The 20585-nt window shown below is 59.6% G+C and carries 16 protein-coding genes and 1 pseudogene; 8 read left to right on the top strand and 9 right to left on the bottom strand.

Annotated elements, in window-relative coordinates; translation table 11 throughout:
- Positions 1–61 precede the first annotated feature (61 nt).
- Positions 62–1474: a lytic transglycosylase domain-containing protein gene (locus tag FQ182_RS26770; RefSeq protein ID WP_149414996.1), complete on the bottom strand. Its 1413-nt coding sequence runs from the start codon at positions 1472–1474 to the stop codon at positions 62–64.
- A gap of 98 nt (positions 1475–1572) precedes the next feature.
- Complete coding sequence (gene gloB, locus FQ182_RS26765) at positions 1573–2340, bottom strand: hydroxyacylglutathione hydrolase (RefSeq protein WP_149414995.1); 768 nt, start codon at positions 2338–2340, stop codon at positions 1573–1575.
- Positions 2341–2405: 65 nt separating this feature from the next.
- Here gloB and FQ182_RS26760 point away from each other — a divergent pair, with 65 nt between their 5' ends.
- The 5 genes from FQ182_RS26760 (at position 2406) to FQ182_RS26740 (ending at position 7678) form a co-directional block, all read left to right on the top strand.
- Positions 2406–3164, top strand: coding sequence for a class I SAM-dependent methyltransferase (locus FQ182_RS26760; RefSeq protein ID WP_149414994.1), 759 nt, complete (start codon positions 2406–2408; stop codon positions 3162–3164).
- 102 nt (positions 3165–3266) lie between these two features.
- Positions 3267–3719, top strand: a complete 453-nt coding sequence (rnhA, locus tag FQ182_RS26755; RefSeq protein ID WP_149414993.1) for a ribonuclease HI — start codon at positions 3267–3269, stop codon at positions 3717–3719.
- A 156-nt stretch (positions 3720–3875) separates the two neighbouring features.
- On the top strand, positions 3876–4616 hold the full coding sequence (gene dnaQ, locus FQ182_RS26750) for a DNA polymerase III subunit epsilon (RefSeq protein WP_178114538.1): 741 nt from the start codon (positions 3876–3878) through the stop codon (positions 4614–4616).
- A gap of 216 nt (positions 4617–4832) precedes the next feature.
- On the top strand, positions 4833–7088 hold the full coding sequence (locus FQ182_RS26745; protein WP_149414991.1) for an arginine/lysine/ornithine decarboxylase: 2256 nt from the start codon (positions 4833–4835) through the stop codon (positions 7086–7088).
- 20 nt (positions 7089–7108) lie between these two features.
- Positions 7109–7678 (top strand): GNAT family N-acetyltransferase, encoded by a 570-nt coding sequence (locus FQ182_RS26740; protein WP_149415002.1) that lies wholly within the window; start codon positions 7109–7111, stop codon positions 7676–7678.
- A 10-nt stretch (positions 7679–7688) separates the two neighbouring features.
- On the opposite strand, the gene FQ182_RS26735 is transcribed toward FQ182_RS26740, so the two are convergent.
- Together FQ182_RS26735 and FQ182_RS26730 are read right to left on the bottom strand one after the other, a co-directional pair.
- On the bottom strand, positions 7689–8591 hold the full coding sequence (locus FQ182_RS26735; RefSeq protein WP_149414990.1) for a LysR substrate-binding domain-containing protein: 903 nt from the start codon (positions 8589–8591) through the stop codon (positions 7689–7691).
- A 206-nt stretch (positions 8592–8797) separates the two neighbouring features.
- Positions 8798–9034 carry a hypothetical protein gene (locus FQ182_RS26730; RefSeq protein ID WP_133103217.1) on the bottom strand — a complete coding sequence of 79 codons (237 nt, stop codon included), beginning with the start codon at positions 9032–9034 and terminating at the stop codon, positions 8798–8800.
- A gap of 227 nt (positions 9035–9261) precedes the next feature.
- On the opposite strand from FQ182_RS26730, the gene FQ182_RS26725 reads away from it, so the two are divergent.
- Entirely contained in the window at positions 9262–9819 is a 558-nt protein-coding gene (locus FQ182_RS26725; protein WP_149414989.1) for an NADPH-dependent FMN reductase, read from the top strand.
- 46 nt (positions 9820–9865) lie between these two features.
- Here FQ182_RS26725 and poxB read toward each other — a convergent pair whose 3' ends face one another.
- From poxB to FQ182_RS26710, 3 genes are all read right to left on the bottom strand, one after another.
- Positions 9866–11590, bottom strand: a complete 1725-nt coding sequence (gene poxB, locus FQ182_RS26720; protein ID WP_149414988.1) for a ubiquinone-dependent pyruvate dehydrogenase — start codon at positions 11588–11590, stop codon at positions 9866–9868.
- Between the two features lie 187 nt (positions 11591–11777).
- Positions 11778–12272 (bottom strand): DUF934 domain-containing protein, encoded by a 495-nt coding sequence (locus FQ182_RS26715; RefSeq protein WP_133103220.1) that lies wholly within the window; start codon positions 12270–12272, stop codon positions 11778–11780.
- On the bottom strand, positions 12256–13914 hold the full coding sequence (locus FQ182_RS26710) for a nitrite/sulfite reductase (protein WP_149414987.1): 1659 nt from the start codon (positions 13912–13914) through the stop codon (positions 12256–12258). Before FQ182_RS26710 ends, FQ182_RS26715 begins: the two co-directional genes overlap by 17 nt.
- Before the next feature lie 452 nt (positions 13915–14366).
- On the opposite strand from FQ182_RS26710, the gene FQ182_RS26705 reads away from it, so the two are divergent.
- A complete protein-coding gene (locus tag FQ182_RS26705; protein WP_149415000.1) occupies positions 14367–15446 on the top strand; it encodes an ABC transporter substrate-binding protein in 1080 nt (359 codons plus the stop codon).
- 6 nt (positions 15447–15452) lie between these two features.
- Here the strand turns inward: FQ182_RS26705 and FQ182_RS26700 are convergent, their stop codons facing one another.
- Both FQ182_RS26700 and metH read right to left on the bottom strand, forming a co-directional pair.
- Positions 15453–15671 carry a DUF2970 domain-containing protein gene (locus FQ182_RS26700; RefSeq protein WP_149415001.1) on the bottom strand — a complete coding sequence of 73 codons (219 nt, stop codon included), beginning with the start codon at positions 15669–15671 and terminating at the stop codon, positions 15453–15455.
- 49 nt (positions 15672–15720) lie between these two features.
- Positions 15721–19431: a methionine synthase gene (gene metH, locus FQ182_RS26695; protein WP_149414986.1), complete on the bottom strand. Its 3711-nt coding sequence runs from the start codon at positions 19429–19431 to the stop codon at positions 15721–15723.
- A gap of 164 nt (positions 19432–19595) precedes the next feature.
- On the opposite strand from metH, the pseudogene FQ182_RS26690 reads away from it, so the two are divergent.
- Positions 19596–20456: pseudogene (locus tag FQ182_RS26690) on the top strand (fatty acid cis/trans isomerase); the annotation flags it as partial.
- Positions 20457–20585: the final 129 nt, after the last annotated feature.

Here is a 20585-nt window from a genome sequence, read left to right as displayed (position 1 = left end):
GCAGCCCAATGCAGCGGTGCGGCGATCCGACAAATAAGTCAGCCCCAAGAGGTTTTGTCAGTTAGCGCGGTCCGGAAACCACCAGCATCTGCCCCGGCTTCAGCGCCAGGCCAGTACGCGGGTTCCAACGCTTGAGATGCTGCATCTCAACGTTGAAGCGCTTGGCCACGATGTACAGCGAGTCGCCTTTCTTGACCTTGTACTGCGCTGGTTTCTTGCCGCCGGCCTTGGCCATCACCTTGCGGGTGTCTTGCATGACCAGGGTCTGGCCGACCTTGAGGCTCTGGCCGTTTAGCTTGTTCCAGCGCTGCAGGTCATGGACATCGACCTTGTTGGCCTTGGCAATGAACGTCAGGTTGTCACCGCTCTTGACCTTGTAGCTGCGCGAGCGACCGGCGATGGCCTTGTGTTCCACTTCGTCGAACACCGGCTTTTTCGGTCGCAGGCTCAGCAACTCCTCGGGATTCATCGCCGACAGGCTGCTGGCCAGCAACTGCGCCTTGGACGTCGGCACCAGCAAATGCTGAGGGCCATCCAGGGTCGTGCGCTGTTTGAGGGCCGGGTTAAGCTGGAACAATTCGTCTTCGTCGATCTCTGCCAGCGCCGCGACCCGGGACAGGTCCATGCTTTGCTTGACTTCGACCACTTCGAAATAGGGCGTGTTGGCGATCGGGTTCAGGTTGACGCCGTAGGCCTCGGGGGCCAGCACCACCTGGGACAGCGCCAGGAACTTGGGTACGTAGTCCTTGGTTTCCTGGGGCAGTGGCAGGTTCCAGTAGTCCGTCGGCAAACCGAGCTTTTCGTTGCGCTCGATGGCCCGGCTGACCGTACCTTCACCCGCGTTATAGGCTGCCAGGGCCAGCAACCAGTCGCCGTTGAACATGTCATGCAGACGTGTCAGATAGTCCAGGGCGGCGGTGGTGGAGGCGGTGATGTCGCGGCGGCCATCGTAGGCGCGGGTCTGGCGCAGGTTGAAGTAGCGCCCGGTGGAAGGAATGAACTGCCACAAGCCGACCGCATCGCTGCGTGAATAGGCCATCGGGTTGTAGGCGCTTTCAATCACTGGCAGCAGCGCCAGCTCCAGGGGCATGTTGCGCTCTTCAAGGCGTTCGACGATGTAATGAATATAGAGACTGCCGCGTTCGCCGGCATTCTCCAGGAAGGATGGATTGCTGGCAAACCACAAGCGCTGTTGCTCGATGCGCGGGTTGACGCCCACCCCGTCCTGCAATTGGAAACCCTGGCGCATGCGTTCCCAGACATCCTGGGGCACCTGGGGGCTTGGTTTCTCTGATAACCAAAGGGGCTTTTGCTTGATTTTGGCAGCAAGAATGGGTTTGGGTTGCACGGTGGATTGTGCAGCGAAATTAGTCGTTTGGCAGCCCGCCAGAGTCGCGGAGACAGCCACCGCAATGGCTTGAGCCAAGCGGGTCAATGCGTCTGAATGGTTGGATTTACGAATAGATGACGACATTGGCTGGAAGTTAGTTCCGGGCAAAAATGTCGGGCGATTCTAGAAAGCGCTTTGGTTGCGGTCAACCATTCAGAAATTTCGTACCAGAACCTGTCTTCTTAGAACGTATCTTTCCAAGACCGCAAGCTAGCAAAAACCGCGCTCCCGGACCGGTTATCCAGGCCATTCCGTTCGTCCGCTTTTTCTTTAACAGATGTTTCCGAGGTGCGCAGGAAAGGGTTCGTGAGTTTTTCCAGGGCTAGGGTCGAAGGCAGTGTCATCTTGCCGATGGCCCGCAACTGACGGACTTTCTCCACTCGCTCGGCGATATCGGCGTTACCCGGTTCCACGGCCTGGGCAAATTTGAGGTTGCTTTGTGTGTACTCGTGGGTGCAGTAGACCAGGGTGTCGGCGGGTAGGGCAGCCAGACGTTCCAGAGAAGCATGCATCTGCTCGGGGGTGCCTTCGAACAGTCGACCGCAACCCGCGGCGAACAGGGTGTCGCCACAAAACAGCAGGCCGTGCTGATAGAAGGCAATGTGCCCCAAGGTATGGCCGGGCACGGCGAAGACGTCGAACTCCAAGCCCAGCACGGTGATGCGGTCATTATCGTTCAGGGCGACGTCCCGGGCCGGGATCTGTTCATTCGCCGGGCCATAAACCGTTGCGCCTGAAATACTTTTCAGTTGCTCGACGCCACCGACATGATCATGGTGATGGTGAGTGACCAGGATATCGCTGAGGGTCCACTCCGGATGCTGCTTGAGCCAACCCAGGACGGGCGCGGCGTCACCGGGATCGACTACCGCGCAGCGATGGCTGCGATGATCCTGTAACAACCAGATGTAGTTATCGGTGAAGGCGGGCAGGGCACTGATCTGTATCATTCTTTGATTCGCCAAGCTGAACACATTGGTGCATCTTAGAACGTCTTGGTGAGTTGGAGAATGCAATGACTGATAAAGCGTTCGCCCAGGCCGATCCCGAGTGGCTGGCCCTGATCGGCGCCGCCCGTGAATGGCTGTCCGGGCCTATCGGGCAATTTTTGCTGGATGAAGAGCGGCGCATGCTCGAAGACGAGCTGGGGCGGTTCTTCGGCGGTTATCTGGTGCACTACGGTCCCTCGGCACAGCCTCCGCCGGTTGCTCCCCAGGTACAGCGCAATGTGCGCCTGGGCGCTCCGTTGCCGGGGGTGGAGATTGTCTGCGAGGAGCAGGCCTGGCCGTTGAGCGAGCACGCCGCCGATGTGGTGGTGCTGCAACATGGCCTGGATTTCTGCCTATCTCCCCATGGATTGCTGCGCGAGGCCGCCAGCAGCGTGCGCCCTGGTGGCCATTTGCTGATCGTCGGCATCAATCCCTGGAGCTCGTGGGGCCTGCGGCATGTGTTCGCCCATGACGGGTTGCGCCAGGCCCGCTGCATCTCGCCGTCACGGGTGGGTGACTGGCTTAACCTGCTGGGCTTCGCGCTGGAGAAACGCCGCTTCGGGTGCTATCGTCCGCCGCTCGCGTCGACCAAGTGGCAGGGCCGCCTGGCAGGATGGGAGCGCAAAGCCGGAGCCTGGCAGTTGTCCGGTGGTGGTTTCTATTTACTGGTGGCCCGCAAGATTGTGGTCGGGCTACGGCCAGTGAGCCAGGTCCGGCGCGAACGGATAGGCAAGCTGGTGCCGATGCCGATGGCCAAGGTCAATCGCCGGTCCAGCGAGCAATAAAACACTCTTTAGTATTTCGGTCGAGTTTCTCGGCCTCGGGTTTTGCTGGTCGATTATCGGCAGCCCGCTTTGATGGCCCCCGGCTTTTATGGAAAGTATGCAATGACCGATAGCGTAGAACTCTTCACCGATGGTGCCTGCAAGGGCAATCCTGGTCCCGGCGGTTGGGGCGCCTTGCTGGTGTGCCAGGGCGTGGAGAAGGAACTGTGGGGCGGCGAAGCCAACACCACCAACAACCGCATGGAACTGATGGGTGCCATTCGCGGCCTTGAAGAACTCAAGCGCCGTTGCGACGTGCTGCTGGTGACCGACTCCCAGTACGTCATGAAAGGCATCAACGAGTGGATGGTCAACTGGAAGAAGCGCGGCTGGAAGACTGCGGCCAAGGAACCGGTGAAAAATGCCGACCTATGGAAGTTGCTCGATGAGCAATGCAATCGCCACAACATCACCTGGAAGTGGGTTCGCGGGCACATCGGGCATCCCGGCAACGAACGGGCCGATCAGTTGGCCAATCGCGGTGTGGATGACGTGCGGGGTTACAAGCAGAGCTAAAGGCGGGCGGTGCATAGTCCCTGTGTTGCGGCGGGCTTATAGAGCAGCAATCGCTGTTGCCCGTTGCATGTCGGCCTTGGGCCGTCTGTGGCATGACGTGCTAATATCCCGCCCCTTGAAATACACCGACCCGTTGAGAGCTGAACCCTGATGGCCATCCGATCTGTTGTACTCGATACCGAAACCACCGGCATGCCGGTGACCGACGGCCACCGGATCATTGAAATCGGTTGTGTCGAGCTGATGGGACGCCGCCTCACCGGCCGCCACTTCCACGTGTACCTGCAACCGGACCGGGAAAGTGACGAGGGCGCCATCGGCGTCCACGGCATTACCAACGAATTCCTGGTGGGCAAGCCGCATTTTGCCGAAGTCGCTGATGAGTTCTTTGAATTCATCAACGGCGCCCAGTTGATTATCCATAACGCGGCGTTTGACGTCGGCTTCATCAATAATGAATTCGCCCTGATGGGTCAGACGGATCGCGCCGATATCACCCGGCACTGCTCGATCCTCGACACCCTGATGATGGCCCGTGGACGTCACCCGGGCCAGCGCAACAGCCTCGATGCCTTGTGCAAACGCTATGGCGTCGACAACTCCGGCCGTGAGCTGCACGGCGCCTTGCTCGACTCCGAGATTCTGGCCGACGTCTACCTGACCATGACCGGCGGGCAGACCAGCCTGTCCCTGGCGGGTAATGCCTCGGATGGCAACGGTTCGGCAGAAGGCTCCGGCAATCGGTCTTCGCAAATTCGCCGCCTGCCGGCCGATCGCACGCCCACCGCAATCATTCGTGCCAGCGAGCAGGACATGGCCGAGCATGCGGCACGCCTGGAGGCGATTGCGAAATCCGCTGGCGCTCCTGCGCTGTGGACCCAACTGTGCGAACAATAGCCTTCCCGTAGAGACTCAGTTCACGGTCAAGCTTTAGCGAGGCTGCGTGGGGGCGACTTGGTGCTGGGAGCTGATTTGAGGACGACGGTGTGGCTGACGTAGCCTCGCTGGGGCTCGACAATTGCCAGTTGAAATCCCTCATTTGACGCTCTTCATTCGCTACAACCGCCCCCAGCTTCTACCCTGAGTACATTGCTCTCAGGACGCCAAGCTCCCATGTACAAAGACCTGAAGTTCCCCATCCTTATCGTGCATCGCGACATCAAGGCCGACACCGTCGCCGGTGATCGGGTCCGGGGCATCGCCCGGGAGCTGGAACAGGAAGGCTTCAGTATCTTCTCAGCGATGGATTACGCCGAAGGCCGGCTGGTGGCCTCGACCCATCATGGCTTGGCCTGCATGCTGATCGCCGCCGAAGGCGCCGGGGAAAATACCCATCTGCTGCAAAACATGGTTGAGCTGATTCGCCTGGCGCGAGTGCGGGCGCCGCATCTGCCGATCTTCGCCCTGGGTGAGCAAGTGACCCTGGAAAATGCCCCCGCTGACGCCATGAGTGAACTCAACCAGTTGCGGGGCATTCTCTACCTGTTTGAAGACACGGTGCCGTTCCTGGCTCGACAGGTGGCCCGCGCCGCTCGCACCTACCTCGATGGCCTCTTGCCGCCGTTCTTCAAGGCTTTGGTGCAACACACGGCTGACTCCAATTATTCCTGGCACACCCCTGGCCACGGCGGTGGGGTGGCCTATCGCAAGAGCCCGGTGGGGCAGGCATTTCATCAGTTCTTCGGGGAGAACACCCTGCGCTCGGATTTATCAGTGTCGGTGCCGGAGCTGGGTTCGCTGCTGGATCACACCGGCCCCCTGGCGGAAGCCGAAGCGCGGGCGGCGCGCAACTTTGGTGCCGATCACACCTTCTTTGTGATCAATGGCACCTCGACCGCCAACAAGATCGTGTGGCATTCCATGGTCGCGCGCGATGACCTGGTACTGGTAGACCGCAACTGCCACAAGTCGGTGCTGCACTCGATCATCATGACCGGTGCCATCCCGATATACCTGTGCCCGGAACGCAATGAGCTGGGCATTATCGGGCCCATTCCCTTGAGTGAGTTCAGTCCTGAATCCATTCGCGCCAAGATCGACGCCAGCCCGCTCACCCGAGGTCGGGCGCCAAAGGTCAAGCTGGCCGTGGTCACCAACTCCACCTACGACGGCTTGTGTTACAACGCCGAGCTGATCAAGCAGCAATTGGGCAACAGTGTCGAGGTGCTGCACTTCGACGAAGCCTGGTACGCCTACGCGGCCTTCCATGAGTTCTTTGCCGGCCGCTACGGCATGGGCACTTTACGCACGGCTGATAGCCCTCTGGTGTTCACCACCCATTCCACTCACAAGCTGCTGGCAGCCTTCAGCCAGGCATCGATGATCCATGTGCAGGACGGCGGCGCCCGACAACTGGACCGCGACCGCTTCAACGAAGCGTTCATGATGCATATCTCCACGTCGCCGCAGTACAGCATCATCGCCTCCCTGGACGTCGCCTCGGCAATGATGGAAGGGCCAGCGGGGCGTTCTCTGCTACAGGAAATGTTTGACGAGGCCCTGAGCTTTCGCCGTGCGCTGGCCAACCTGCGTGAGCACATTGGCGCGCAAGACTGGTGGTTCTCCATCTGGCAGCCACCTTCGGTGGCGGGTATTGACCGTGTGGCGACTGCTGATTGGTTATTGCAACCGCAGGCCGACTGGCACGGCTTTGGTGATATCACCGAAGATTACGTGCTACTGGACCCGATCAAGGTCACTCTGGTAATGCCCGGGCTGACCGCGGGAGGCGCCCTTGGTGAGTGCGGAATTCCGGCCGCAGTCGTCAGTAAATTTCTATGGGAGCGTGGGTTGGTGGTGGAGAAAACCGGTCTTTATTCGTTTCTGGTGTTGTTCTCCATGGGCATCACCAAGGGTAAGTGGAGTACCCTGCTGACCGAATTGCTGGAGTTCAAACGCAATTACGACGCCAATGTCAGCCTTGCAAGCTGTTTGCCTTGCGTATTTCAAACAGGCTGCGCGCGTTATCAAGGCATGGGCTTGCGAGACCTGTGCGATCAGTTGCACAGCTGTTATCGCAGCAACGCAACGGCCAAACACCTCAAGCGGATGTACACGGTTTTGCCGGAGATTGCGATGAAACCGGCGGATGCCTACGATCAATTGGTCCGTGGTGAAGTCGAGGCCGTGTCCATCGATGCCTTGCCAGGGCGCGTTGCAGCGGTGATGCTGGTGCCTTATCCACCGGGCATTCCGTTGATTATGCCGGGGGAACGCTTTACCGAATCGACTCGTTCGATCATTGATTACCTGGCATTTGCCCGGACCTTCGATAGCAGCTTTCCCGGTTTTGTTGCCGATGTTCATGGATTGCAACACGAAGACGACGGCGGTGGTCGTTGTTACACCGTCGATTGCATCAAGTGTTAAGGATGGTTATGCAAGCTGTAATGAATCCGAAGTACCCGGGGCTCAGTGTTCGAGTCGCCGACGAGGGATTTGAACCCTACGTATGGGGCAACGATTTCAGTTTTGATGTCAGCGCCTATGGCGTACCGGAGATCGGCAAGCGTGTCGATCAATGGGCGCTTGAGCAGATCTTGCCGTACCGCAAGTGCTACGGCATCGACCCGCAAGAGTTCGCCAGCTACCGCGATGCAGCCGACAGCGCGGTGTTCATGGCCTACCTGGATGACCGCCCTGTGGGGCATGTAGTGGTCAGCACCAATTGGAACGGTTTTGCCCACGTTGATGAGCTGGCAGTGGTGCTGCCTGCGCGTCGCCATGGGGTGGCCAAGGCGTTGCTGGATGTGGCGCAGTTCTGGAGCCGCAAGAAAAGCCTGCAGGGAATGATGCTGGAAACCCAGAACAACAATCTTGGCGCGTGCCGTTTGTATGAGCGTTGCGGGTATGTGATGGGCGGGATTGATCACCTGCGGTATCGCGGGATTGATCCGCAGACCAGGGAAGTGGCAATTTTCTGGTATCGGTTGTTCAAGTCAGAGCTGGAAGCGGTTTGATCTCTTCGGGTTAAGTCACAGCGCCCGCCAGCAACCCCTCGGCCTTTTGCGTGACGATTTCCACCAAGGCATTCAGCGCCGGGGAAGCGACGCTGTCTTTTAGCGTCAATGCATACAGCGTCACCAGAATCGGTGGTGACAGCGGGCAGGCATCCAGCCCTGCTTCTCGCGCGCCGCTGGCGGTGAACGGATCGACAATCGCCAGACCTTCCCCGGCCTCCACCATGCTGCGCATCATCTGGTAAGTCTGCACCCGCGTCTGGATTACCGGCAGCGGCCGCAGTGCCTGTAGCTTGCTGTCCAGCAATCGACTCAGCGGATCTTGCCCCTCCAGGCCGACCATTGCTTGGCCGGCCAACTCCTGCAGCGCAATGTACTTCTGTCGCGGCTTGAGCCAGCCGTGGGGCGCCAGCAGTTGCAGTTTGCCCTGGGCCAGCACGGTGCTGTGAATCTGCGGGTGTTCAGGATCATGCAGGCTCAGGCCCAGGTCCGCTTCGTGCAGCAGCAGGCTTTTGACGATATCCCGGGTTGGCTGGCTCGACAGGTTGCACGGCGTGTCCTGGAACCGTCGACGCAGCAGGGCAATGCTTTGTGGTAGCAGTTGGTTGGCCAGTGGCGGTGTGCAGAGGGCGCGTAGCGTCGGGGAGTGATGGTGTTTCAGGCTGCTGGCCAGGCGCTGCAGAGGCTCCAGCGCCTCATGGATATGAGCGATGTGGGCCTGCAGTTCCAGGGTTTCACGGGTAGCTTGCAGCCGCCCGCGCACGCTGGCGAAGAGCATGAATCCCAATTGTTGCTCGGCATCCTTGAGCGCGGCGTCAACATCGGCCACGGGCAGTTGCAACCATTCGGCGGCCGTGCCGAGGTGTCCGGTCTGCAAGATGGCCTGAATCACTTCGATATGACGTAAACGCATGCCCGGAGTCTATGTTCAGCCGATTGGGGATTCAATGGGGGAAGTCGGAACGCGAGAAATAAGTACGTGATGCTCGGCGAACAGGCTTGAATAAGGGATGCAAAAGTACTGGAGGGGGGAGTCGAGCCGTCCCGGCCCAGTCACCACGCCATCAATGGCCAGGACTGAGCAGGTTCGCCTCTGAGACGTTGTATTGAAACCAAGTCTTATGAAGCGTGGGTCGTTTGCGATTCGCGGACGATTATGGTGCCCGACTGGATCAATCGGAATTCATCGCCTTCCATTTTTTCTACACGGTCGCCAATGGCCAGCTTGTAGGTAGTGGTGGGCGCCGAGCCAGCCAGGCCGTCGAGCGGCGGGGTGGATTCCTGGAACTCATGCACGGAATAAACGCGACCTTCCGCGTCTCTGGCATGGAACTGTCCGACAAGTACTGCTGCCATCTGTTTAGAACCTCTGGAGATAAACACTCGATTTGCGGTTCTGTAGACCGTAGAGGAGCGGGGTAGTTTACCTATGGAAAAAAAATACTATTCGTTGACTTTTTCAGACGTTACTTACACGGGCGAGTGCAAGATGAACGTCAGGGGAATTGCCAGAACCTGCTGGTGGTCGGGCCGTGAAGGCTCTATAACTACAAGCTCCTTTAGTCAGACGTCGGGAAACCCCAATGAGCAAGGTCTACACGATTGCCGTACTGGTTGGCAGCTTGAGAAAAGAGTCGATCAACCGTAAGGTCGCCCTGGCATTGGTCGAGTTAGCACCTGCCAACCTCAAACTCAATATTGTCGAAATCGGCGAGTTGCCGCTCTATAACGAAGACATTGACGGCCCAATACCGCCCGCAGCCTACAGTACTTTCCGTCAACACGTGAGCTCATCCGACGCGGTGTTGTTCGTGACCCCCGAATACAACCGCTCTGTGCCCGCCGCGCTGAAGAATGCGATCGACGTCGGCTCCCGTCCTTACGGCCAAAGTGCCTGGAGTGGCAAGCCTGGTGCGGTGATCAGTGTGTCGCCTGGCGCTATCGGTGGTTTTGGCGCCAATCACCATTTGCGCCAGTCCCTGGTGTTCCTTGACGTGCCCTGCATGCAGCAGCCGGAAGCCTACCTGGGCGGCGCTGGCAATGCGTTTGATGAGTCGGGGAGAGTGTCGGAGAAGACCAAGCCGTTCCTGCAAGCGTTTATTGATGCCTACGCAAAGTGGGTGGAAAAGCAGAAGGGTTGAGGTTGTGGCGAGCGGGCAAGCCCGCTCGCCACAGGGTGGTGTTCGGTTACCGCAACCAGTTAGTCCGCGCCAGCTCAATCACCTCGTCCCCGCGTCCACTCATCACCGCCTTGAGCATATACAGGCTGAAGCCCTTGGCTTGCTCCAGCTTGATGCTCGGTGGCATGACCAGTTCCTGGGTCGCCGTCACCACATCCACTAGCACCGGGCCGTCATGAGCCAGGGCACGGCGTAGCGCCGGCTCCAGGTCTTCGGATTGCTCCACGCGAATCCCCAGGATACCCATGGCGTTGGACATGGCCGCAAAGTCCGGGTTTTTCAGCTCCGTGCCAGTGTCTAGGTAACCGGCGGCCTTCATCTCCATGGCGACGAAGCCCAATGAAGCGTTGTCGTAGACGATGACTTTCACCGGCAGGTTCAACTGCGCCAGGGAAATGAAATCGCCCATCAGCATGCTGAAACCACCGTCTCCCGACAACGATATAACCTGGCGCCCGGGAAACGCTGCCTGGGCACCGATGGCCTGGGGCATGGCGTTGGCCATCGAACCGTGGTTGAACGAGCCGATCAGCCGGCGTTTGCCATTCATCTTCAGATAACGCGCCGCCCACACGGTGGGTGAGCCGACATCGGCGGTGAAGATGGCATCGTCATCCGCCAGCTCGCTGAGCAGCCGGGTGACGTACTGCGGGTGGATCGGTCGGTTGGCCTTTGATGGCTGTGCCAGGTCGTCCAGGCCCTGCCGGGATTTTTCATAGTGTTTGAGGGACGCCTCAAGGAAGCTGCGGTCAGCCTTGCGGGTCAGGCGTGGTAGCAGCGCCTGGATGGTTTCGCTGACATCGGCGGCGATCCCAAGGTCCAGCGTGGCGCGACGACCAAGGGCCTGGGGGTTACGGTCGACCTGGATGATCTTCGCGTCGGTGGGGTAGAACTGGCGATAGGGAAAATCGGTGCCCAGCATGATCAGCGTGTCGCAGTTGAGCATCGCGTGATAGCCCGAGCTGAAGCCGATCAACCCGGTCATGCCGACATCGAAGGGGTTGTCCCATTCCACGTGCTCCTTGCCTCGCAGCGCGTGTACCACCGGGGCGCCAAGGGCGTCGGCCAGGGCCACCACTTCATCGTGGGCTCCCGCGCAACCGCTGCCGCACAGCAGGGTGACGGATTTACTGTGCTCAAGGATGTCGGTCAGGCGTTGCAGGTCCTGTACCGCCGGCAAGGTACGTGGCGCCAGCAACGCGGGCCAGGGCTTGAATGTGTCTTCGACTTCCAGCAGCGACACATCCCCAGGAATGACCACCACCGCCACGCCACGATTGAGGATTGCCGAGCGCATGGCGCGGTGCAGTACATGGGGCATCTGTTCGGGGTTGGTCACCAGTTCAATAAAGTGGCTGCACTCCTTGAACAGCTCCTGGGGATGGGTTTCCTGGAAGTAGTTCAGGCCGATCTCAGAGGACGGGATCTGCGCGGCAATGGCCAGCACCGGGACGTGGTTGCGGTGGCAATCGAACAGGCCATTGATCAAGTGCAGGTTGCCCGGCCCGCAACTGCCGGCACACACCGTCAGCTCGCCAGTGGCCGCGGCTTCTGCACCGGCGGCAAAGGCGGCAACTTCCTCGTGGCGCACATGCATCCACTCGATGCTGTCCATAGTGCGCAGCGCGTCGGTGAGGCCATTGAGGCTGTCGCCGGTCAGGCCCCAGATGCGTTTGATGCCTGCTTGTTCAAGAGTGGTCGCCAGTTGCTGGGCCAGGGTGATTTTCGCCATGAAGAACTCCAATCGTCAGTGAGCTGATCAATAGGGGACAACTCGATGGTTGCCAATGTTCACCTTGAGTGGCATGGCCTGGGCCATACGAAAGATGTTTCACCGGGTGACGATCGTTTCAACGCCCACAAAAAAGCCCTGAACTCCAGCTATCCGGGGTTCAGGGCTTAGTGTGGCGGGCTAAAGCTTAACGCCGGCGAAACAACGGCAAAGGCTCATCCGTCGCCGCCTGGTACGTCACCGAGAAGTCCTTGAGACTTTCCAGTGCTTCGTACGGGTCTTTGTCTGCACGCAATGCATAGGCATCAAACCCACAGCGGCGCAGGTAAAACAGCTGGTCGCGTAGTACATCGCCAATCGCCCGCAACTCACCCTTGTAACCATAACGGTCACGCAGCAAACGGGCGTTGGAGTAGTTGCGACCGTCGGTAAAGGCCGGGAAGTTCAGGGCGATGACCTGGAAGTGTTCCACGTCGTCACCGATCTCTTCGGCTTCTTCATCGGCGTCCAGCCATACACCCAGGCCGCCGTCGCGGGCCTTGAGGGCGTGAGCATGCTCGCGCCAGAGGGCCAGCGGCACAATCAGGTCGTCGCAGTTGGAAATGCCATCGAAGGTCGTGTCCTTGGGCAGCAAGTGCCAGGTTTCGTCGACCACTTCGTTGTTCTTAATGATTCGCTGCATAGACACGCTCCTTGAACAGGTCAATGCCGATGCGCTGGTAGGTGTCGATGAAACGCTCATCTTCGGTGCGCTGCTCGATATAGACGTCGATCAACTTGCCGATCACCTCGGGCATGGCTTCCTGGGCGAAGGACGGGCCCAGGATCTTGCCCAGGCTCGCATCGCGACTGGCGCTGCCGCCCAGGGACACTTGGTAGAATTCTGCGCCTTTTTTGTCCACCCCGAGGATGCCGATGTGGCCGACGTGGTGGTGACCACAGGCGTTCATGCAGCCGGAGATATTCAGGTCCAGCTCGCCGATGTCGAACAGGTAGTCCAGGTCGTCGAAACGGCGCTGGATCGATTCGGCAATCGGGATCGATTTGGCGTTGGCCAGGGAGCAGAAGTCACCGCCCGGGCAGCAGATGATGTCGGTCAGCAGGCCGATGTTCGGCGTGGCGAAACCTTGTTCGCGCAACTCGCCCCACAGGGTGAACAACTGGCTCTGTTCAACGTCTGCCAGGATGATGTTCTGTTCGTGGGAGGTGCGCAGTTGGCCGAAGCTGTAGCGCTCGGCCAGGTCGGCGACGCCGTCCAGTTGCTTGTCAGTGATGTCGCCCGGCGCTACGCCGGTTGGTTTCAGCGACAGGGTCACGGCGACATAGCCTGGCTTCTTGTGGGCCAGGGTATTGCGCACACGCCAGCGGGCAAAGCCTGGATGTTGCTGGTCGAGTTCGACCAGCTCTGCGTCCAGATTGCTCAGGGCCTTGTAGTCCGGATCGACGAAGTGCTTGGTGACGCGATGCACTTCGGCGTCGGTCAGGGTGGTCTGGCCGCCGCGCAGGTGTTCCATCTCGGCGTCGACTTTCTGCGCAAAGACTTCAGGCGTCAGGGCCTTGACCAGGATTTTGATCCGCGCCTTGTACTTGTTATCACGACGGCCATAACGGTTGTAGACCCGCAGGATGGCGTCGAGGTAGCTCAACAGGTCTTTCCACGGCAGGAACTCGTTGATGAAGGCGCCGACCACCGGGGTACGACCGAGGCCGCCACCCACCAGCACACGGAAGCCCAACTCACCGGCGGCGTTGTACACCGGCTCCAGGCCAATGTCGTGGACTTCAATCGCCGCGCGGTCCGAGGTCGAGCCATTGATAGCGATCTTGAACTTGCGCGGCAGGTAGGCGAATTCCGGGTGGAAGGTGGTCCACTGGCGAACGATTTCGCACCATGGGCGGGGGTCGATCACCTCATCGGCTGCAACGCCGGCGAACTGGTCGGTGGTGACGTTGCGCAGGCAGTTACCGCTGGTCTGGATCGCGTGCATTTGCACGGTGGCCAGTTCTTCCAGAATGTCCGGCACATCTTCCAGGGCCGGCCAGTTGAACTGCACGTTCTGGCGGGTACTGATGTGGGCGTAGCCCTTGTCGAAGTCGCGAGCAATTTTGGCCATCATTCGCGTCTGGCGCGAAGTGAGTTGGCCATAGGGCACGGCAACCCGCAGCATTGGCGCAAAGCGCTGAACATAAAGGCCATTTTGCAAGCGCAGAGGGCGAAACTCTTCTTCGCTCAGCTCGCCTGCCAGATAGCGTCGGGTCTGATCACGGAACTGCTTGACGCGGTCCTCGATGATGCGCTGATCGTATTCGTCGTATACGTACATATAGGTCCTGTTCTCGGCAAATCTGCGCGCACGGCCGCGCACTCCAACGGAGCCGGCGCACGATACCAGTTTGCGTTTATGAGCAAAAGTGATGTTTAAGCATATGCAAAGAACCAAATCGACTAATGAGATTGATTATCGGATTACCCACATTTGTCACGGGGGCAATCATGGACTTTACTGTGGGCGAGTCTTAATGCAATCACCCATAAAACCGACAAGAGGCGATGCGATGAGCAATCCGACTAAAGCCCGCAAAAGCGACAGTTCCGTGGACGCCTGGGCCATTCTCTTTCTGATTATTTTGGTGGTTTCAACGGCTGTGTTCTGGGTCAGCCATCAATAAAGGACGTTGCCTGAGCTTTGGGGGTTGTCCCGCCGTGGCGATTAGCCGAGATTGACCGGCTTATTGCCATTACACTGGGCGGCAACTATCCGGGGCTCAGGTAATGATGCTGAAGGTTCTCTGCAAGTGTTTGCTGGTGGCGAGTATGCCGTTCTGGGCGATGGCCCATGCAGCGTCGGTGGTTTTTCTCAACCCTGGCACCTCGACCGAAGCCTTCTGGGTCAACTATGCGCAATTCATGCAGGCCGCCGCCAGGGACCTCGGCCTGGATTTGCGCGTGCGTTATTCCGAGCGCGATCCGCAAAACACCCTCCAGCAGGCCCGCGAAGCTTTACAAGGCCCCCAGCGCCCAGACTACCTGGTGCTGGTCAACGAGCAGTACATCGCCCCGCAAATCCTACGCCTGTCCCAGGGCAGCGGGGTCAAGTTGCTGATCGTCAATAACGCCCTGACGCCTGACCAGGTGCAACTGTTGGACGCACGTAAATATCCCAACTGGATTGGTAGCCTCGTCGCCAACGACGAGGAGGGCGGTTACCTGATGCTCAAGGAACTGATGCGCATCCATGGCCCGGTCGCCGCCGGCCAAACCCTCGATTTGCTGGCCTTCTCCGGCGCCAAGAACACCCCCACCGCACAGCTGCGCGAACAAGGTTTGCAGCGAGCCCTGGGGGAGCATCCCGAAGTACGCCTGCGCCAATTGGTTTACGGCGAATGGAACCGCCTGCGCGCCTTTGAGCAGGCAACACTGTTGTTCAAGCGTTATCCGCAGACCGCGCTGGTGTGGTCGGCCAATGACGAGATGGCTCTGGGCGCCATGACCGCCCTGCAGAACAGCGGCCGCAGGCCGGGCAAGGATGTGCTGTTCAGTGCGGTCAACAGCTCACCCCAAGTGCTTGCAGCGCTTCTTGATGGACGGTTGAGCGCGTTGGTGGCTGGGCACTTCACCCTGGGCGGTTGGGCGATGGTACTGGTGCATGACGATGCCAGGGGTGTGGGCATCGGCCTGCATGGCGAGCGGGAACGCCAAGAGGCGTTGTTCCAGCTGATTGACCCCGCACAGGCCCGACGCCTTCAAGAGATCAATGCTCACCAGGATTATGACGTGGATTTTCGGGCGCTGTCAGCCGAAGGCAGGCCCGCGACCTACCGTTACCCTTTCAGCTTGCAACTGCTGATGCACTGATCGCTTTCACACCCCGGCCAAGTGCAACACCAGCTTGACGATGCCAAACAGCGTCAGGGCAAAGATGGCTGTGAACAGGATGCCAAGCACCACGAAATGACTGGGTTTGCCGTGGGTAAAATCGCGGGCGCGATTCTTCCCGCTTTGCACGCCGAAGGCGGCGGCTATCACGCTGTGAAGCATCTGCCAGAAGGTTGGCGGTTTGTGGTTGGCTGGATCGTCCATACATCCCCCGGTGAAGGTGTGTATGGACAGCATAGTCAATCCAGCGCCGTTAGTTGTCGTAACCCAGGTTCGGTGCCAGCCAGCGCTCGCTCACAGCCAGGTCCTGGCCTTTGCGGGCGGTGTAGCTGGCGATCTGGTCCTTGTCGACCTTGCCCACGGCAAAGTACTGCGCCTGCGGGTGGGCGAAGTACCAACCGCTGACCGCTGCCGCCGGGAACATCGCGTAGTGCTCGGTAAGGAACACGCCACTGCTCCCGGCCTGCATTTCGCGGGCTTGAGGGTCGAGCAGCTGGAACAAGGTACCTTTCTCGGTGTGATCCGGGCACGCAGGGTAGCCAGGGGCAGGGCGGATGCCGCTGTATTGCTCCTTGATCAGCGCATCGTTATCCAGTTGCTCGTCCTTGGCGTAGCCCCAGTAGTCCTTACGCACCTGCTGGTGCAGCCATTCGGCGCAGGCCTCGGCCAGGCGGTCGGCCAGGGCCTTGACCATGATCGAGTTGTAGTCGTCGCCAGCGTCCTGGTAGGCCTTGGCCACTTCTTCGGCGCCGATGCCGGCGGTGGTGATGAAGCCACCCACGTAGTCGGTGATACCGCTGTCTTTGGGCGCGACGAAGTCGGCGAGGGAGAAGTTCGGCTTGCCGTCAGTCTTGATGATCTGCTGGCGCAGGTGGTGCAGTTTTGCCAGAGGCTTGCCGTCATCACCGTAGACTTCCAGGTCATCGTCCTGCACCTGGTTGGCCGGCCAAAAGCCAAACACGGCGCGGGCGCTGATGAGTTTTTCGTCGATCAGCTTGGCGAGCATTTCCTGGGCGTCGGCGTACAACGAGGTGGCGGCTTCACCCACCACTTCGTCAGTGAGGATGCGCGGGAATTTGCCGGCCAGGTCCCAGGAGATAAAGAACGGCGTCCAGTCGATGTACTCGGCCAGCACTTTCAGGTCGATATTGTCCAGCACCTTGGGGCCAGTGAATGTGGGCTTGACGGGTGTGTAAGTGCTCCAGTCGAACTGCGGCTTCTTGGCGATGGCCGCCGGGTAGCTCAGGCGTTCAGTGCGGGCGCTGCGGTTGGCGGTGCGCTCACGCACTTCGATGTAGTCCAGGCGGGTTCTCTCGACGAAACCGGCCTTCAATTCCTTGGACAGCAACTGCGTCGCCACACCCACGGCGCGGGAGGCGTCGGTGACGTAGATCACCGCGTCATTACTGTACTTGGGCTCGATCTTCACCGCCGTGTGGGCCTTGGACGTGGTAGCGCCACCGATCATCAACGGCAGGTGGAAATCCTGGCGCTGCATCTCGCGGGCGACGTGCACCATCTCATCCAGGGACGGCGTGATCAGGCCGGACAAGCCGATGATGTCGCACTTCTGTTCCTTGGCCACTTGCAGAATTTTCTCGGCTGGGACCATCACGCCAAGGTCGACGATGTCATAGCCGTTGCAGCCGAGCACCACGCCGACAATGTTCTTGCCGATGTCATGCACGTCGCCTTTTACCGTCGCCATGAGGATCTTGCCCTTGGCTTCTGGCTTGTCGCCTTTTTCCAGCTCGATAAACGGGATCAAGTGGGCCACGGCCTGCTTCATTACTCGGGCGGACTTCACCACCTGGGGCAGGAACATTTTGCCGGCGCCAAACAAGTCGCCAACGATATTCATGCCAGACATCAGCGGGCCTTCGATCACTTCAATCGGCCGGGCGAACGACTGCCGGGATTCTTCGGTGTCTTCGACGATGTGTGAGGTGATGCCCTTGACCAGGGCGTGTTCCAGGCGCTTGTTGACTTCCCAGCTACGCCACTCTTCAGTCTCGGCTTCCTTGACGCTGCCGTCGCCCTTGTACTTGTCGGCAATGGCGAGGAGGGCGTCGGTGCCTTCCGGGGTGCGGTTGAGCACCACGTCTTCCACAGCGTCGCGCAGTTCGGCCGGGATCTGGTCGTAGATCTCCAACTGGCCGGCGTTGACGATGCCCATGCTCAGGCCGTTGCGGATCGCATACAGCAGGAACACCGAGTGAATCGCCTCACGCACCGGGTTGTTGCCACGAAATGAGAATGACACGTTGGACACGCCACCCGAGGTCAACGCATACGGCAGTTCGTCACGGATGTAGGCACACGCATTGATGAAATCGACGGCGTAGTTGTTGTGCTCTTCGATACCGGTGGCGACCGCGAAGATGTTCGGGTCAAAGATGATGTCTTCCGGCGGGAAGCCGACTTCATTGACCAGGATGTCGTAGGAACGTTTGCAGATTTCCTTCTTGCGCGCTTCGGTGTCGGCCTGGCCGGATTCGTCGAAGGCCATCACCACCACCGCAGCGCCGTAGCGCTTGCACAGTTTTGCGTGATAAATGAACTGCTCCACGCCTTCCTTCATGCTGATGGAGTTGACGATGCCCTTGCCCTGGATGCACTTGAGGCCCGCTTCGATCACTTCCCACTTGGAGGAGTCGATCATGATCGGTACCCGGGAGATGTCCGGCTCGCCGGCAATCAGATTGAGGAAGGTCACCATGGCCTTCTTCGAATCGAGCATCCCTTCGTCCATGTTGATGTCGATCACCTGGGCGCCGGCTTCCACCTGCTGCAGGGCGACTTCCAGGGCTTGGGTGTAGTTGTCTTCACGGATCAGCCTTGCGAAGCGCGCGGAACCGGTGATGTTGGTCCGCTCGCCAACGTTGACGAACAGCGAGCTGCGATCAATGGTGAACGGTTCCAGGCCCGACAGACGGCAGGCCTTGGGGATGTCGGGGATCTGGCGTGGCGCATAGCCGGCCACGGCCTTGGCGATGGCTTCGATATGGCCCGGCGTGGTACCGCAGCAGCCGCCGACGATATTGAGGAAGCCGCTTTGGGCGAATTCCTCGATGACCTTGGCGGTCTCTTCCGGCAGTTCGTCGTATTCACCGAATTCGTTGGGCAAGCCGGCGTTCGGGTGCGCGGAAACGTAGGTGCTGGCCTTGTTCGACAACTCTTCCAGGTACGGCCGCAGCTCGCTGGCACCGAGGGCGCAGTTCAGGCCGACGGAAATCGGCTTGGCGTGGCAGATGGAGTTCCAGAACGCTTCGGTGGTCTGGCCCGACAGAGTCCGGCCGGACGCATCGGTGATGGTCCCGGAAATCATGATCGGCAACTCGACACCCAGCTCTTCATAGACGCCTTGAACGGCAAAGATCGCGGCCTTGGCGTTGAGGGTGTCGAAGATGGTTTCGATGAGGATCATGTCCGCACCGCCTTCGATCAGGCCCTTGGTGGCCTCGGTGTAGTTTTCCACCAATTCATCGAAGGTCACGTTGCGGTAGCCGGGGTTGTTGACGTCCGGCGACAGCGAACAGGTACGGCTGGTCGGGCCGAGCACGCCGGCGACAAAGCGCGGCTTGTCCGGGGTCTCCAGGGTTTTCGCGTCGGCAACCTTGCGCGCCAGGCGGGCGCCTTCTACGTTCAATTCATAGGCCAGCCCTTGCATGCCGTAGTCGGCCTGGGACACTTGAGTGGCGTTGAATGTGTTGGTTTCGAGGATGTCGGCGCCGGCATCCAGGTAAGCCTTCTCGATCCCGCCGATCACGTCTGGGCGAGTGAGGATCAGCAGGTCGTTGTTGCCCTTGATGTCGCTTGGCCAATCGGCGAAGCGTTTGCCACGGTAGTCCTCTTCCTCCAGTTTGTAGCTCTGGATCATCGTGCCCATACCACCATCGAGGATCAGGATGCGTTCCTTGAGGGCTTGGTGAAGGGCTTGCAGACGAGCGCTACGATCGGACATGGGACTACTCTGGTCAGGCATTACGGAGGGAGTGGATCATAGCAAACCTGTGCGCTTTTAGAGCATGTTCAGCTTTTGCATGAATATCGCTCATGTTGGGCGAGGGTGCAGGTCGGTAGAATCACCGGGATTTTCACCGGATGCATTAAATCGGGACCGGAAACATGTCACTTCGCCTCATCATCAGCGTCGTTCTTGCGCTGATCGCCAGCAGCACACAGGCACAAGGTCCCGCGCAGAGCCTTTCCTATATCCGTGATATCCAGCCGATTTTCACCGAGAAGTGCGTGGCCTGCCATGCCTGCTACGACTCGGCCTGCCAGCTCAACCTGGGCAGCGGCGAAGGCGCCGCACGGGGTGCGAGCAAGGTTGCGGTCTACGACGGTGAGCGCAGCCAGGCTTCGCAGCCCACGCGCTTGTTTTACGATGCGTTCGGCAAGGCGCAGTGGAAGGCGCTGGGTTTCGGTTCGGTTTTGGACGCCCAAGGCAGCCAGGCGGCGTTGATGGCGCGGATGCTCGACCTGGGCCACAAGACGCCATTGGCGCCCAATGCCAAGTTGCCCGCCGAGATTGTGCTGGGCCTGAACCGGGAAAACATGTGCCCGCTGCCGGAGGAGTTCGATGCCTATGCCAGCGACCACCCCAAGGAAGGTATGCCCCTGGCAGTCACTGGCCTGACCAACCAGCAGTACCAAACCCTGCAACGCTGGTTGGCCTCCGGTGTGCCCATCGATGAACAAGGGCTGGCGCCGAGTGCCCAGGAAGCCTTGCAAGTACAGCAATGGGAAAACCTGCTCAATCAGCCCGGTGCGCGGGAAAGCCTGGTGGCGCGCTGGCTCTACGAGCATCTGTTCCTTGCCCATATCTATTTAGAGGGCGGCGAACCGGGGCATTATTTCCAGTGGGTGCGCTCGCGTACGCCCAGCGGCCAGCCGATTGACCTGATCAACACCCGCAGGCCCAATGACGACCCGGGCATCCAGGTGTACTACCGCTTGTGGCCGGTGCAAGGGGTTATCGTCCACAATGAACGAGCCCCATGAAAGACAGGACACCGTTTCCCCCTTACGATAAGGGATAGGCAAACGGTTATGTTTATGACTAATAGCAACGATAAGAGTGGTGAGCTTTTGGGTCAGGAGCGGCGGCGCCGC

The organism is Pseudomonas sp. ANT_H4, from assembly GCF_008369295.1.
Classification (GTDB): domain Bacteria; phylum Pseudomonadota; class Gammaproteobacteria; order Pseudomonadales; family Pseudomonadaceae; genus Aquipseudomonas.
This window is presented reverse-complemented; position numbering and strand designations above follow the sequence as displayed.